The sequence below is a fragment of the Rhodothermus marinus genome, assembly GCF_009936275.1.
Classification (GTDB): Bacteria; Bacteroidota; Rhodothermia; order Rhodothermales; family Rhodothermaceae; genus Rhodothermus; species Rhodothermus marinus_A.
The window spans coordinates 639,566-652,258 of sequence record NZ_AP019797.1; the positions used below are offsets into that span (position 1 = coordinate 639,566).

The window sequence follows — 12,693 nt, forward strand, 5'->3', positions numbered from 1 at the left end:
GCCCGATGTTTGCATGTTACAGGTTGCGCATCTGACGAAGACGTACCGGAGCGGCACCCGGACGCTGACAGTACTCCAGGATGTCTCGTTTTCGGTGGCCGAAGGAGAAATCTGTGCCGTGGTTGGCCCTTCGGGCAGCGGTAAAACGACGCTGCTGGGGTTGTGTGCCGGTCTGGACTTGCCCACGGCGGGCAAGGTGTGGCTGGACGGCCAGGACCTGACCGTGCTCGACGAAGACGCCCGCGCGGCGCTTCGCAATCGGCTCGTGGGCTTCGTTTTCCAGACTTTTCAGCTATTGCCGACGCTGACCGCGCTGGAAAACGTCATGGTACCGGCCGAGCTGCGGGGCGACCGCACGGCCCGCCGACGGGCTGTCGAACTGCTGGAACGGGTGGGTCTAAGCGATCGGCTGCATCACTATCCGCGCCAGCTCTCGGGCGGTGAGCAGCAACGGGTGGCACTGGCGCGGGCTTTCATCAACCGTCCCCGCATGCTGTTCGCCGATGAGCCGACCGGCAACCTGGACGCCGAGACCGGGGCGGTCGTCGAGGATCTGCTTTTCGAACTGAACGCGACGGCCGGCACCACGCTGGTCATCGTCACACACAACCTGGAGCTGGCCCGACGCACCGGCCGCATTCTGCACCTGCGGGCCGGACGCATCGTGGCCGACGAGCCGGTCCACGCCACCACCAATGCGACACGTCATGGCTGAGCCACGTACGGGGACGCTGCGCTGGGCCCTTCGCATGGCCTGGCGCGACAGCCGGGGCAGCCGTCGGCGGCTGCTGCTGTTTCTGTCGGCCATGGTGCTGGGGCTGGCCGCGCTGGTGGCCATCAGCGGCGTCGGGGGCAATCTGCGGCGGGCCGTGGACGAGCAGGCCCGCCAGCTGCTGGGCGCCGATCTGCGCCTGGAGCGGGAAGCGCCGTTCGGCGAACTCGAAGCGCTCATCGACTCGATCGGCGGCCGCCAGACCCGCGTGGTCTCGTTCGCTTCGATGGTCTACTTTCCGCGGACCGGCCGGGTGCGGCTGGCGTCGGTGCGGGCCGTTGCCGGCACCTGGCCCCTGTACGGACGACTCCAGACCGATCCGCCAGAGGCGGCCACGCGCTACCTGCAGGAAGACGGCGCGCTGGTCGACGGCACGCTGCTCGACGCCTACGGCGCCCGCGTGGGCGACTCGGTGCGTGTGGGGCGCCGGAGCTATCCGATCCTGGGACGGCTGCTCGCCACCCCGTCGGAGTCGGCCGCCATGGCACTGGCCGCGCCCCGCGTGTACATTCCGCTGGCCGGGATCGATACGCTGCTGCTCGGTTTCGGTAGCCGCGCCGAATACGCGGTTTACTTTCGCTTCGACGACGGCCGGGATGCCGAGGCGCTGGGCGACCGGCTCCGCCGGGAGTTGCGGCCGCTGCGCGTGCGCGTCGATACCGTCGAAGAAATCCGCGAGGACTGGGACGAAGCGCTGACGAACCTGTACCGCTTTCTCGGGCTGGTGGGCTTCATCGCGCTGATTCTGGGCGGGATCGGCATTGCCAGCGCCGTGCATGTGTACGTGCGCCAGCGCGTCGATGCGGTGGCCGTACTCCGGTGCCTGGGGGCGACGCCCGCGCAGACCGTGGCGGTCTATCTGCTGCAGGCGCTGGCGATGGGACTGGTGGCCGGTGTAGCCGGCACGCTGCTGGGACTGGGACTGCAGGCGCTGTTGCCGCGGCTGCTGGCCGAATTCCTTCCGGTCGCGGTACCGCTGCACATCGAGCCGGCCGCCGTGGGGCTGGGGCTGCTGAGCGGACCGGCCATCACGTTGCTGTTTGCCCTGCTTCCGCTGCTGCCCGTGCGCCACGTGACGCCGCTGCGGGCGCTGCAGGCTTCGGTCGATCCCGTGCCCGCCGGACGCGATCCGCTGCGCTGGCTGGCCTGGCTGCTGCTGGCGGGCGGACTGACCGCGTTCGCCATGCTGCAGGCGCCCGCTCCGGCCATCGGGGCCGGCTATGCCGTCGGGCTGATGCTCGTCTTCGGTGCGCTGACGCTGCTGGCCCGCGGGCTGATGCGCCTGCTCCGGCGCGCGGTCCCGGACCGCTGGCCGTACGTGTTCCGCCAGGGGCTGGCCAACCTGTACCGCCCGCACAACCAGACGCTTGTGCTGATGCTGGCGCTCGGGCTGGGGACGTTCCTGGTCGTGCTGGTGCTGCTCGTCGAGCGGACGTTGCTGGCCCAGGTTCGTCAGGCCGGAGGCGGCGAGCGGCCCGATCTGGTCTTTTTCGACGTACAACCCGATCAGCGCGACAGCCTGGTCGCGCTCGTCGAGGCGCACGGGGCACCGGTGCTCGAAACGGTCCCGATCGTCACGATGCGGCTGGCGGCCGTCAACGGACGCCGGATCGAGGCCCTTCGTGCCGATACCACCGTGCGGTTGAGCTGGGCCTTCCGGCGTGAGTACCGTTCGTCCTATCGCGATTATCTGACCGACACCGAAACGTTGCTGGCCGGCACCTTCACGCCTTCGGTGCCGCCCGGTACGGCCGTGCCGCCTGTCTCGCTCGAAGAAGAGATCGCTGCCGAGCTGGGCGTGACGCTCGGCGACACGCTCGTGTGGAACGTGCAGGGTGTCGAGATCCCCACAGTGGTGGGAAGCATCCGGCGTGTGGACTGGCGGCGCTTCCGGACGAACTTTTTCGTGCTGTTTCCGCGCGGCGTGCTGGAGGAAGCGCCCCAGATGTTCGTGCTGCTGGTGCGGGCCGGGGAGGCTTCGCCCCGCATCCAGCGGGCCGCCGTCGAGGCGTTCCCGAGCGTGTCAGCCATCGATCTGCAGCTTATTCTGAACGTGGCCGACGAAATCTTCGGGCGGGTGGGGCTGGTACTGCAGTTCATGGCGCTGTTCAGCGTGCTGACGGGCGTGATCGTGCTGCTGGGAGCGATTGCCGTGACGCGTGTGGCCCGCGAGGAGGAGACCGTGCTACTCAAGACGCTGGGAGCTTCGCGACGCCAGGTGCTTCAGATCACGGCCGTGGAGTACGGGCTCCTGGGGTTGCTGGCAGCGACGGTGGGACTGGTACTGGCCGTGGGCGCGGCCGGATTGCTGGCCGGGCTCGTGTTCGAGGCGCCGCCCGTGGGGGCGCCGGACGTACTGGCTGCGGCGTTGCTGAGCGCCGTAGCATTGACGCTGGGCGTCGGGCTGCTCGGCAACCGCCGCGTCTATGGCCGTCCGCCGCTCGACGTGCTCCGCGCGGCAGGATAGGCGCAACACGTCCGCCACACAGAAGGACGCCTCCTGCACGGGTAAATCATATGATTTCTGGAAAATCGTGGTGCATGTGAGAAAGCACGGGCGCACACGGTGGTGCGCCCCTACCAGATCATTGACAGCTTCCCTATCCCGTAGGGGCGGACCATTGTGTCCGCCCGATCATACCCGCCGGATCACGTCCGCCACATGGGGTGTGGCCCCTCATGCACCAGTAAATCACGATTCCATATCAGCGATCCCACATTAACGCACTTCGAGGTGCATCCGGGGCACGAAGCGCCAGCGGCAATCGGGCTCGGCCTGGATCGAGCGCCGCACTTCGAAAAGCAGTCGGTAGGTGTAGGCCCGATCCGGATCCAGGGTCAGCGTCACGGGCAGGGCCAGCGTGTCGGTTTCGACGGTCAGCGTGCCGCCGGCGTTGGGACCGAAGCGCATCGACACGTCGGATAGCCTGATCCACAGCGTGTCGTAGTGGCCGGGCGGAACGGGCGCGGCTTCGAGCAGGGTCCAGGCACGAAGGGTCGTGGCAGAGAACGTCAGGGTGCGTCGCGCGAAAGGAAACGGCTGGCGGTGGCCGTCAGAGCGGCGCAACGCCAGCGGGTGTAGCGTCAGCGTGAGCGCCTGAAAGGGAGGAGGTAGCACGGAATCGGCCGCAACGGTCAACGACAGACGGGCCGGGGCGGCGGCGCTGTCGGGCATGCCCGGCGCGGCCGGTCGGGGCGGTGCCATCACGATCTCGCGGGCGCCTCCGCAGCTTGCCAGCAGGCCGATCAGCAACGCGATCAGGTATCCGCAGCGTCCCATCCGAATTCCAGCAGCGGCAGCACGATTTCGGCAAAGCGGAGCACGGTCTGTGCGAAGTCGGGGTGCAGCACGGCTTCGTCCGGCACGTCCTGCGACACCAGAAACGAATTCCAGCGCAGGTATTCGGCGACCGGACTGTTGGCGGCCTCCTCGAAACCCCGGGGCATGCGCTTGCGCATCGAATCGGTTTCGAGGGTCAGGCCGTGCGTCTGAAGTTGCCGGACGATGTCCAGAAATGCCTCGGCCTCCTGCCACAGCTTGCGGCGCCAGCGCCGCAGGAAGGTCGCCTCGGGCTTCCAGAAGCCGGCCCCCAGAAACGAGTCGCCGGGCTCCACATGAATGTACACGACGCCCAGATCCCGGCGGCTTCCCGTGCGCGAGAGCACGGCGCCGATGTGCGTTTTGTAGGGGCGCTTGTCTTTCGAGAAGCGCGTGTCCCGGTAGATCCGGAACAGTCCCTGTTCCGGATCGCCACGTAGCGGCAGGCCCCGCCGAATCAGCTCGCGGCCCACGTCGGCCACCAGGCACTGCATGGGCCAGCGTACTTCGTCTTCGTAGATCGCCTTACGTGGCCGGAACCAGTCGCGGCGGTTGTGCTGCTTCAGCGCGCGCAGAAAGTCCAGCGCTTCAGGCCGAAAACCCGGAAACGGCGGGAAATCGTAGAGTGTGCTCATGCCGCCGATTGCAGATAGCGCCAGGTCAGATAGGCCATGAAGCCGGGCGCGATGCGCAGCGCCTCTTCGTCGATCGTAAAGCGCGGCGTGTGCAGGCCGTGCACGATGCCCTTTTCTGGATTGCCCGTGCCGATGCGGTAGAAGCAGCCCGGCCGCTGTTGCAGGAAGTAGGCGAAGTCCTCGCTGGCAAACCAGGGCTCGAGTTCCACCACCCGGTCGGGACCCACGTACTCGCGGGCGGCCTCGCGTACCAGCTCTGTGGGCTCCTCGTGGTTGTAGAGGGCCGGGTAGCCCACGACGATCTCCACGTCGGCCTCGGCCCCGAAGGCGCGGGCCGTCTGCTCGACGACGCGGCGGATGAGTGCGTGCGCCCGGAAGCGCCAGTCTTCATCCATGGCCCGAAACGTTCCTTCCATGCGCACGGTGGGCGGTAGCACGTTCGTGGCGCCTTCGGCCAGCACGCGCCCGATCGAGAGCACCGTGGGGACGTCGGGCGGGGCATTGCGGCTGACCACGGACTGCAGCGCCACGATGATGTGGGCGGCCACCAGCACGCCGTCGGCCGCCAGGCGATGGGGGGCGGCGGCATGGCCGCCTTCGGCCCGGACCGTGATGTAGAGTTCGTCGGCCGAGGCCATGTACATGCCGCTACGCACGCCGATCGTGCCTACCGGTAGATCCGGCTGCACGTGCTGGGCGAAGACGACCGAAGGCGCCGGTACGCTGTCGGACGCTTCCAGCACGCCTTCACGGATCATGGCCTGGGCGCCGCCGGGCAGCTTTTCCTCGCTGGGCTGAAAGATCATCCGCACCTGGCCGTGCAATCGATCGCGCAGCCGCGACAGGATCATGGCCGTGCCCAGCAGCGAGGCCGTGTGCGCGTCGTGGCCGCAGGCGTGCATCTTGCCCGAATTCCGGGAGCGGAATTCAAAGTCGTTTTCTTCCTGGATGGGCAGCGCGTCCATGTCGGCCCGCAGCAGGACGGTCGGGCCCGACTCGGCCCCGCGCAGCGTGGCCACCACGCCGGTACGGGCCACGCCGGTCTGAATCTCCAGGCCCAGCGGCCGCAGCGTCTCGACGACCAGCCGGGCCGTTTCGTATTCCTCGAAGGCCAGTTCCGGATTCGCATGGATGGTCCGCCGAAGCCGGACCACTTCCGGAAAGATTTCCTCACTCAGCGCCTGAATCTCGCGCAGCATGGTTCGTCGCTCAGTTGAAGCCGGTGCCCGTGACGGCCGGGCGGTTGTCCTGGTTGGCCACCTGCCAGGCCGTGCCGAAAATCAAACGGACGATCCGCGCCATGCGGTCGTAGTCGATCTTGTGCGGCTCGTCGTCCACGCCGTGATAGTCTTCGTGGGTACCTGTGAAGAAGAAGATGAACGGAATGCCGTGCTTGCCGAAGTTCCAGTGGTCGGAGCGGGCGTAGAACCGGTTCGGATCGTCTTTGCTGTTGAAGCGCTCGTCGAGCACGAGGCGCGTGCCGGTGATTTCGTTCACGCGCAGGTTGATCTCGTGCAACTCCTGTGAGATCAGGTTCGAGCCGATGATGTACACGTAGTTGGGATCGCCTTCCCGCGTGGGGTCGTGGCGGCCGATCATGTCGATATTCAGATTCGTGACGGTCTGTTCGAGCGGGAAGACCGGTTCGTGATCGGTGTAGTAAGCCGAGCCGAGCAATCCCTTTTCTTCACCCGACACGTGCAGGAACAGGATGGAACGGCGGGGTGGGTAGCCGTCGCGTGCGGCCTGCATGAAGGCTTCGGCAATTTCGAGCAGGGCGACGGTGCCCGTGCCGTCGTCGTCGGCGCCGTTGTAGATGCCGTCGCCTTCGGCCGTCGGATCGACACCCACGTGGTCGTAGTGTGCCGAGAGAACCACCACTTCATTTTTGAGCAGCGAGTCGGCGCCTTCGATGTAGGCCAGGACGTTTTCGGTCTGGGCCTGGTAGGTTTCCTGCACGAGCCGGCCGTGCACGGTGACCTCGGGCACGGCGAACACGACGGGCCGGCGGCTTTCGTCGATCTGCTGCTGCAGCTCGGCGATGGTATGGCCACTCGGGGCCAGCAGCGCGTCGGCCACCTGACTGCTGACCACCCAGATCGGCGGCAGTTGAAAGCCGCCCTGTTGCGGCGGTGTAAGCGAAAGGCGTCCGACGCTGGTCCGCGCGCGCAGTGCGGCACGGGCGGCACGTTCGGCCAGCGGCTCGTCGGCCCGCGGGGAGCGGTCGCCTACCAGAAGCACGCCGGCCACGCCGGCCTCCAGCGCCCGGCGCAGCTTGAGGAACGGCTGGGCCGTCCGGCGTGAGGGGCGGCCGTCGGGCGTCAGCAGGCTGGTCGAGTCGTTGGCCAGCGGCTCGTCGGCCAGGATCAGCAGCCAGCGGCCGGTCAGGTCGATGCTGTCGGCCGCCAGCGCGGCGTAGTCGTCGTAGCCCAGCTCGGGATCGGCAATGCCATAGCCGCCGAAGACCAGTTCGCCGGCGCTTTCGGGCCGGACGCCCAGCCACAGGTAGCCGTTCGGGTCGGCCTGCTCCGGGCCGAACGCCAGCGCGGCCAGCGTGTCGGCGCCCTGCACGGCGATCAGATGCGCTTCCTGCAGCCGCTGGCCGTAGACGGTGAACGGCTGGAAATAGGCTTCCGGTGCGTAGGGATGGTCCGGCTTCAGCGTGCCGGCGGGCTCGAGGCCCAGTTTGCGATACTGGGAGGCCAGATAGTAGGCGGCCAGCTTCTGGCCACGCGTGGTGGTTTCGCGGCCTTCAAAGTAGTCGGAGGCCACGATGAACAGGTGCGCGGCCAGGTCTTCGGGCGTGATCGTCGCCTGATAGCGCTGCACGAGCGCCGGGTTATCGAACACGGTGGGGGTGACGGCGGGACGCTGGCTCTGCGCCTGCGACAGCAGGGGCCAGCATGTCAGCAGGATTCCGAAAAACGTCCGTGCAATACGTTGCCGCATGGTTTGCCCTGTATCGGGTGAACGAATTCGCTGTGCCTTCAAGGTAGAACTTATCCGGAAAACAAGGGGAGATCCGGTAAGCTGGCGCTTTGCGCTGCATCTCAGAAGCACGTGTTTGTAGTAAGCCACGAAGGCGCTAGCCGTAGTGGCGTTACCCGGGACGGCACTCCGCTTCGCTCCGTGCCTGACTACAAGCACGTGGGTTGTGCTTCAAAGCTCAGCGGAACGCTATGCAAGGTCGAAATCGCGAATTCCCTGGACTTATTTTTCGGATGACTTCTAGTCAGGTGGTGCTTCCAGATCGTTGTCTGACGCCACTCCGCTTCGCTCCGTGGCTTACTACGAGCCGATGCATGCCGTCGTCGGATGCGAAGCGTAAACGGCAGGGCTCGACCCCGGCGGGAGCGTAGCACCTTTCCTCAATGGTGTGAAGGAAGATAAGCACGGCGCGGGCACCGATGCACGGTCTTTCAGTGCAGCCGCTGGCGTTTGTTCAGGTAGGCCAGCAGGGCGGTGTCGTAAGGCTGGCCGGTGTCGAGTTCGACGAAGTCGATCCGGTGCTCCAGACAGCGGCGACGGAACTGCTCGGTGAACGCCTGCACGGCCTGCACATAGGCGTCACGGAACTGGGCCGGATGCAGCGTCATCTCCTCACCGGTTTCCACGTCGACAAGTCGCAGCGGGCGGTCCGGAAGTTCGAAGCGTCGCTCGGTGGCGCCTTCCAGCACGTGAAACACCAGCACTTCGTGCCCGCGATGTCGCAGGTGGCGCAGCGCACGCAGCAGTTCGTCGTGTGCCGAGCGGTTGTCGAACAGGTCCGTGATCAGCACCACGAGCGATCGGCGGTGGATGCGTTCGGCCACTTCGTGCAGCACCGACGCCACGGCCGTGCGGCGCGTCTCGGCGTCTTCCAGACGCACCAGGCGCTCGAGATGAGTCAGCAGCGTGTGCAGGTAGCCCGGCTTGCTTTTCGGGGGGATCAGCGTATGCACGCGCTCGTCGAAAGCGATCAGTCCCGTGGCGTCCCGCTGACGCAGCATCAGAAAGTGCAAGGCGGCCGCCAGATAGGCGCCGTACTCCAGTTTGGTCAGGGGCGCCCGGTAGCGATAGCGCATCGACGGCGAGGTGTCGAGCACCACGTAGTGGCGCAGGTTCGTCTCCTCCTCGTACTGCTTCACGTAGAAACGGTCCGTTTTGGCGTACACCTTCCAGTCGATGTGGCGCAGCTCGTCGCCCGGATTGTAGGGCCGGTGCTCGGCAAATTCCACCGAAAAGCCGTGGTATGGACTGCGGTGCAGTCCCGTGATGAAGCCCTCGACGATCAGCCGCGCCCGCAGTTCCATGTTTTTCAGGCGCGAAAGCACGGCCGGATCGAGGTACTGCAATGCCGTCGGACGGGCCACAGGGAGCCTGCAGGTTGGTCGTGGGTATCAGAAACCGATCCTGTTAGAACCTTCGGGGGTGTGGGAGTTCCAACGTAGCCTGGTCGTTTTTGCAACAACTTCCGTCTGGAAATGAAAACCCAGATCCCTGAACTTGAAAGGCTACGGCAACAGCTGCGCGTATTGCTGCCCGAATTGCGAGAGCGGTTTGGCGTTGTTTCGCTGGCGCTGTTCGGATCGTACGTGCGGGGACAGGCCGGGGCTGAAAGCGATCTGGACGTGTTGGTCGAGCTGGACGAGCGGCCTTTCAGTCTGCTACAGTTCATTGAGCTTGAACAGTGGCTGAGCGATCGACTGGGCGTGCGTGTGGATCTGGTAGAGAAAAGTGCACTTAAAGAGGAACTCAGACCTTTCATTTTGCAGGAAGCCGTACCGATATGACCGGAATTTATCGGCGTAGAAATGCACCGCCGTGTGCTTTGGGCTCAAAGAATGAGGCGTGGTCGCGGGATTCCGTGCATATGCACCATGATGGTGATCTGTGCGTCGGTGGCGCCATCAAGAAAGCTCAGGCGCAACACCGGGGAACCCGATGACCCAATGGGTATAGCTCTCTTTCGCGTTACACATCAACCGACAGGGCGTGATGCGAACAAGCATCGAAATTGATGACGAACTGATGCGGGAAGTCCTCCGCGTAACAGGCCTGAAGACAAAGCGCGAGGCGGTGGAACTGGGGCTACGGACATTGCTGCGCCTCAAACAGCAGGAGCGCATTAAAGACTTCCGGGGTAAGCTCCGTTGGGAAGGAGATCTGGATGTCCTGCGTACCGACCGGCCGGAGCATGATCGTGGTTGACTCCAGCGTCTGGATTGATTACTTCAACGGTCGCGCCACCCCGCAAACCGACCGGCTGGACGCGTTGCTGGGGGTCGAACCACTGGCCATCGGCGACGTCATGCTGGTTGAGGTGCTGCAGGGATTTCGTCGCGAGGCCGACTATCAGACGGCGCGGTCGTTGCTGTTATCGCTGACGGTCTTCGAAATGCTGGGCGTATCGTATGCGTTGCGCAGTGCCGAAAATTATCGCCGGCTTCGTCGCCAGGGTATTACGATTCGGAAGACCATCGACGTAATTATCGCCACGTATTCCATTGAAAAGGGCACGCGCTGTTGTTTTCTGATCGGGATTTTCTTCCGTTTGTCGAACATCTGGGCCTGCAGATGGTCGTGTAACGCCGACGTGCCCTCAGGCGGGTCCGAACGTCGGGGAGGTATCAGAAGCAATATGGATCCCGGCACGACAACGCTTCCATTTCATGCGGAGATCGACCTGGCCGAGGTTCGGCGTATCCTCCGTGAGCATCTGGCCGGGCTTCCGGTACGCATCTATCTTTTCGGCTCGTTTGCCCGGGGCACGCCACACCGCGGCTCCGATATTGACGTGGCTGTCTGGTCGGAGCAGCCTATCGATCGGGAACGCTGGATTGCGCTGCGGGATGCGCTTGAATCTGCAAACATACTTTTCAAGGTGGATCTGGTCGATCTGTCAGAAGTAGATCCAGCTTTTCGTGAACGAGTGCTCCGAGAAGGAATTCCATGGAACTGAATCGCGTGCAGGAACGGCTTGCCGTGGCACGTCGTGCAGTGCGTACGCTTCAGGCGGTCCTTCAGGTGCAACCGGTCACCGACATTGTGCGCGATGCGGCTATTCAGCGATTCGCGTATTCGTTTGAAACAACCTGGAAAGCGGCGCAGCGCTATCTTCGCGTCTTTGAAGCGATCGAAGCGACCTCGCCACGACAGGTGATTCGAGCAGCTTTTCAAGCAGGATTGCTGGATGAGCCGGAAGCGCGCCAGGCTTGCATGACCGTACGCACCTACAACGAAGTGCTGGCCCGGGCGTTATTTGCCCGTCTGCAGGATTATGCGGTGCTCATGGATCGCTGGCTTCAGCGCATGGAGACCCGGCTGGACACGTCGCTTCTCTAAACGGTCGGGATCCTTGGCCCGGCTCCGGGCGTGTGGCCGACAGAATGGTTAAGCGAGCTCAGTTACCGGACACATGGAAGCTCAGGATCGCATCAAGGCACAGCTCATGGACGCGGCCGACCTGGACCGCACGCTCGAACGCATGGCCCGGCAGATCATCGAACGGGCGGCGCTCGACGCGGGCGGCGAGGAGAAGCTGGCGCTGGTCGGCATGCAGACGCGCGGCGTGTATCTGGCGCGCCGCCTGCAGGAAAAAATTCAGAAGGCCGCCGGGCTGGAGGTGCCTGTCGGCATCCTCGACGTCACCATGTACCGCGACGACGTGCGGCTGCGGGTGCATCAGCCCGTGGTGCGTCCCACCCACATTCCCTTCGATGTGACGGGCCGCCACCTGGTGCTCATCGACGACGTGATCTATACGGGCCGTACGGCGCGGGCCGCGCTCGATGCGCTCATGGACCTGGGGCGCCCGGCCGCCGTCTACCTGCTGGTGATGATCGACCGGGGGCTGCGCGAATTACCCATCTGCCCGGACATCGTCGGCCGCCAGGTGCCCACGCTGCCCGGCGAGGAGGTGCGCGTGCGCCTGCGTGAGGTGGACGATCGCGAAGGCGTCTGGCTCGTGGAAACCGCCCCCACGTCGACTCCGTGATTTTTGGTCGGAATCTCAAAGAAACGAAGCCGCGCGCTCTGGATCTTTACAAGCCCTGCCAGGCATCGCCGATTGGGCGGTGCGGCCGTCTTTGTCTGGAGAAAGGAACCGAAACGGGAATGACACGCTGGCAAAGTCTGGCGCGATGGAGCGGACGCCTCGGGCTGCTGCTGATGCTCGTGGTGGCCGGATGCGGGAAAGAGGAGCCGTCGGATAGCCCGGTAAAAGTCGAAGACTTTCGCTATCAGGAGCTGCCCGGCGGTACGCGGATCGTAACCGGCGTCGTGCGCAACCTGACCGACCAGCCCATCGCGAACCTGCAGCTCGAAATTGGCCTCTACGACCGGCACAATCGCCTGATCGGTACGATGCAGGTGCCCGTGCAGGACGTTCCACCGAAAGGACGCAAACGCTTCCGGCAACCACTCGACACCGATCAGGACGTGCAGGGCGCCCGTGTGCGCAGCGTGCTCGTGCTCTGAGCCATGGTGATCGTCGTCATGGGCGTCTCCGGCGCGGGCAAGACGACCGTGGGCCGCGCCCTGGCCGAAACGCTCGGCTGGCCGTTCTACGATGGCGACGACTTTCATCCGCCGGCCAACATCGAAAAAATGCGCCAGGGCGTGCCGCTCACCGACGCCGACCGCCTGCCCTGGCTGGAGGCGCTTCGGGCACTGATCGCACGGCACCTGCAGGAAGGACGTCCGGCCGTCGTGGCCTGCTCGGCTCTGAAGCGCAGCTACCGCGACGTGCTACGCCGCGCCGGTGAGGGCGTCCGGTTCGTCCACCTGGCGGCCGACTACGAGACGATCCGCCGACGACTGGAGGCGCGGCGGGGGCATTTTTTCGACCCGAAGCTGTTGCAGAGCCAGTTCGACGACCTCGAAGCGCCCGACGCCGACGAAGCGCTGATTCTCGAGGCCACCCGACCCGTAAGCGAGCTGGTGCGTGCGATCGTCACGCGGTGGAATCTGCAGGGCCGTCGCTGAGC

14 protein-coding genes and 1 pseudogene are annotated in these 12,693 nt (G+C 65.1%); 10 read left to right on the forward strand and 5 right to left on the reverse strand.

Annotated elements, in window-relative coordinates:
- Positions 1 to 13: 13 nt before the first annotated feature.
- Positions 14 to 715: an ABC transporter ATP-binding protein gene (locus tag GYH26_RS02855; protein WP_161540411.1), complete on the forward strand. Its 702-nt coding sequence runs from the start codon at positions 14 to 16 to the stop codon at positions 713 to 715.
- Positions 708 to 3,239: an ABC transporter permease gene (locus GYH26_RS02860; RefSeq protein WP_161540412.1), complete on the forward strand. Its 2,532-nt coding sequence runs from the start codon at positions 708 to 710 to the stop codon at positions 3,237 to 3,239. The genes GYH26_RS02855 and GYH26_RS02860 overlap by 8 nt, the downstream gene beginning before the upstream one ends.
- Positions 3,240 to 3,491: 252 nt before the next feature.
- On the opposite strand, the gene GYH26_RS02865 is transcribed toward GYH26_RS02860, so the two are convergent.
- From GYH26_RS02865 to GYH26_RS02885, 5 genes are all read right to left on the reverse strand, one after another.
- Positions 3,492 to 4,052, reverse strand: a complete 561-nt coding sequence (locus tag GYH26_RS02865; protein WP_161540413.1) for a hypothetical protein — start codon at positions 4,050 to 4,052, stop codon at positions 3,492 to 3,494.
- Positions 4,031 to 4,726 carry a DUF2461 domain-containing protein gene (locus GYH26_RS02870; RefSeq protein ID WP_161540414.1) on the reverse strand — a complete coding sequence of 232 codons (696 nt, stop codon included), beginning with the start codon at positions 4,724 to 4,726 and terminating at the stop codon, positions 4,031 to 4,033. Before GYH26_RS02870 ends, GYH26_RS02865 begins: the two co-directional genes overlap by 22 nt.
- Positions 4,723 to 5,925, reverse strand: a complete 1,203-nt coding sequence (locus tag GYH26_RS02875; protein WP_161540415.1) for a M20 metallopeptidase family protein — start codon at positions 5,923 to 5,925, stop codon at positions 4,723 to 4,725. The genes GYH26_RS02870 and GYH26_RS02875 overlap by 4 nt, the downstream gene beginning before the upstream one ends.
- A 10-nt stretch (positions 5,926 to 5,935) precedes the next feature.
- Positions 5,936 to 7,675: a M28 family peptidase gene (locus GYH26_RS02880; RefSeq protein ID WP_161540416.1), complete on the reverse strand. Its 1,740-nt coding sequence runs from the start codon at positions 7,673 to 7,675 to the stop codon at positions 5,936 to 5,938.
- A gap of 470 nt (positions 7,676 to 8,145) precedes the next feature.
- Positions 8,146 to 9,078, reverse strand: coding sequence for a DUF58 domain-containing protein (locus tag GYH26_RS02885; protein WP_161540417.1), 933 nt, complete (start codon positions 9,076 to 9,078; stop codon positions 8,146 to 8,148).
- A gap of 111 nt (positions 9,079 to 9,189) precedes the next feature.
- On the opposite strand from GYH26_RS02885, the gene GYH26_RS02890 reads away from it, so the two are divergent.
- The 8 genes and pseudogenes from GYH26_RS02890 (at position 9,190) to GYH26_RS02925 (ending at position 12,691) form a co-directional block, all read left to right on the forward strand.
- Positions 9,190 to 9,498, forward strand: coding sequence for a nucleotidyltransferase family protein (locus tag GYH26_RS02890; RefSeq protein WP_161540418.1), 309 nt, complete (start codon positions 9,190 to 9,192; stop codon positions 9,496 to 9,498).
- Between the two features lie 205 nt (positions 9,499 to 9,703).
- Positions 9,704 to 9,916 carry a type II toxin-antitoxin system VapB family antitoxin gene (locus tag GYH26_RS02895; RefSeq protein WP_161540419.1) on the forward strand — a complete coding sequence of 71 codons (213 nt, stop codon included), beginning with the start codon at positions 9,704 to 9,706 and terminating at the stop codon, positions 9,914 to 9,916.
- A pseudogene (vapC, locus tag GYH26_RS15610) lies at positions 9,903 to 10,294 on the forward strand (type II toxin-antitoxin system VapC family toxin). Before GYH26_RS02895 ends, vapC begins: the two are co-directional and overlap by 14 nt.
- Positions 10,295 to 10,346: 52 nt before the next feature.
- Entirely contained in the window at positions 10,347 to 10,667 is a 321-nt protein-coding gene (gene mntA / locus GYH26_RS15615; RefSeq protein WP_161540420.1) for a type VII toxin-antitoxin system MntA family adenylyltransferase antitoxin, read from the forward strand.
- Positions 10,658 to 11,050, forward strand: a complete 393-nt coding sequence (locus GYH26_RS02910; protein ID WP_161540421.1) for a nucleotidyltransferase substrate binding protein — start codon at positions 10,658 to 10,660, stop codon at positions 11,048 to 11,050. The genes mntA and GYH26_RS02910 overlap by 10 nt, the downstream gene beginning before the upstream one ends.
- A 73-nt stretch (positions 11,051 to 11,123) precedes the next feature.
- On the forward strand, positions 11,124 to 11,702 hold the full coding sequence (gene pyrR, locus GYH26_RS02915) for a bifunctional pyr operon transcriptional regulator/uracil phosphoribosyltransferase PyrR (RefSeq protein WP_161540422.1): 579 nt from the start codon (positions 11,124 to 11,126) through the stop codon (positions 11,700 to 11,702).
- A gap of 119 nt (positions 11,703 to 11,821) precedes the next feature.
- Complete coding sequence (locus GYH26_RS02920; RefSeq protein WP_161540423.1) at positions 11,822 to 12,184, forward strand: FxLYD domain-containing protein; 363 nt, start codon at positions 11,822 to 11,824, stop codon at positions 12,182 to 12,184.
- A gap of 3 nt (positions 12,185 to 12,187) precedes the next feature.
- Positions 12,188 to 12,691, forward strand: a complete 504-nt coding sequence (locus GYH26_RS02925) for a gluconokinase (protein ID WP_161540424.1) — start codon at positions 12,188 to 12,190, stop codon at positions 12,689 to 12,691.
- The last annotated feature ends 2 nt before the right edge of the window (positions 12,692 to 12,693 follow it).

What these genes read in the sequence shown, in the direction of transcription:
- GYH26_RS02855 (WP_161540411.1), top strand. Translation starts at nt 14, where the DNA reads ATGTTACAGGTTGCGCATCTGACGAAGACGTACCGGAGCGGCACCCGG.
- GYH26_RS02860 (WP_161540412.1), top strand. Translation starts at nt 708, where the DNA reads ATGGCTGAGCCACGTACGGGGACGCTGCGCTGGGCCCTTCGCATGGCC.
- GYH26_RS02865 (WP_161540413.1), bottom strand. Translation starts at nt 4,052, where the DNA reads ATGGGACGCTGCGGATACCTGATCGCGTTGCTGATCGGCCTGCTGGCA.
- GYH26_RS02870 (WP_161540414.1), bottom strand. Translation starts at nt 4,726, where the DNA reads ATGAGCACACTCTACGATTTCCCGCCGTTTCCGGGTTTTCGGCCTGAA.
- GYH26_RS02875 (WP_161540415.1), bottom strand. Translation starts at nt 5,925, where the DNA reads ATGCTGCGCGAGATTCAGGCGCTGAGTGAGGAAATCTTTCCGGAAGTG.
- GYH26_RS02880 (WP_161540416.1), bottom strand. Translation starts at nt 7,675, where the DNA reads ATGCGGCAACGTATTGCACGGACGTTTTTCGGAATCCTGCTGACATGC.
- GYH26_RS02890 (WP_161540418.1), top strand. Translation starts at nt 9,190, where the DNA reads ATGAAAACCCAGATCCCTGAACTTGAAAGGCTACGGCAACAGCTGCGC.
- GYH26_RS02895 (WP_161540419.1), top strand. Translation starts at nt 9,704, where the DNA reads ATGCGAACAAGCATCGAAATTGATGACGAACTGATGCGGGAAGTCCTC.
- mntA (WP_161540420.1), top strand. Translation starts at nt 10,347, where the DNA reads ATGGATCCCGGCACGACAACGCTTCCATTTCATGCGGAGATCGACCTG.
- GYH26_RS02910 (WP_161540421.1), top strand. Translation starts at nt 10,658, where the DNA reads ATGGAACTGAATCGCGTGCAGGAACGGCTTGCCGTGGCACGTCGTGCA.
- pyrR (WP_161540422.1), top strand. Translation starts at nt 11,124, where the DNA reads ATGGAAGCTCAGGATCGCATCAAGGCACAGCTCATGGACGCGGCCGAC.
- GYH26_RS02920 (WP_161540423.1), top strand. Translation starts at nt 11,822, where the DNA reads ATGACACGCTGGCAAAGTCTGGCGCGATGGAGCGGACGCCTCGGGCTG.
- GYH26_RS02925 (WP_161540424.1), top strand. Translation starts at nt 12,188, where the DNA reads ATGGTGATCGTCGTCATGGGCGTCTCCGGCGCGGGCAAGACGACCGTG.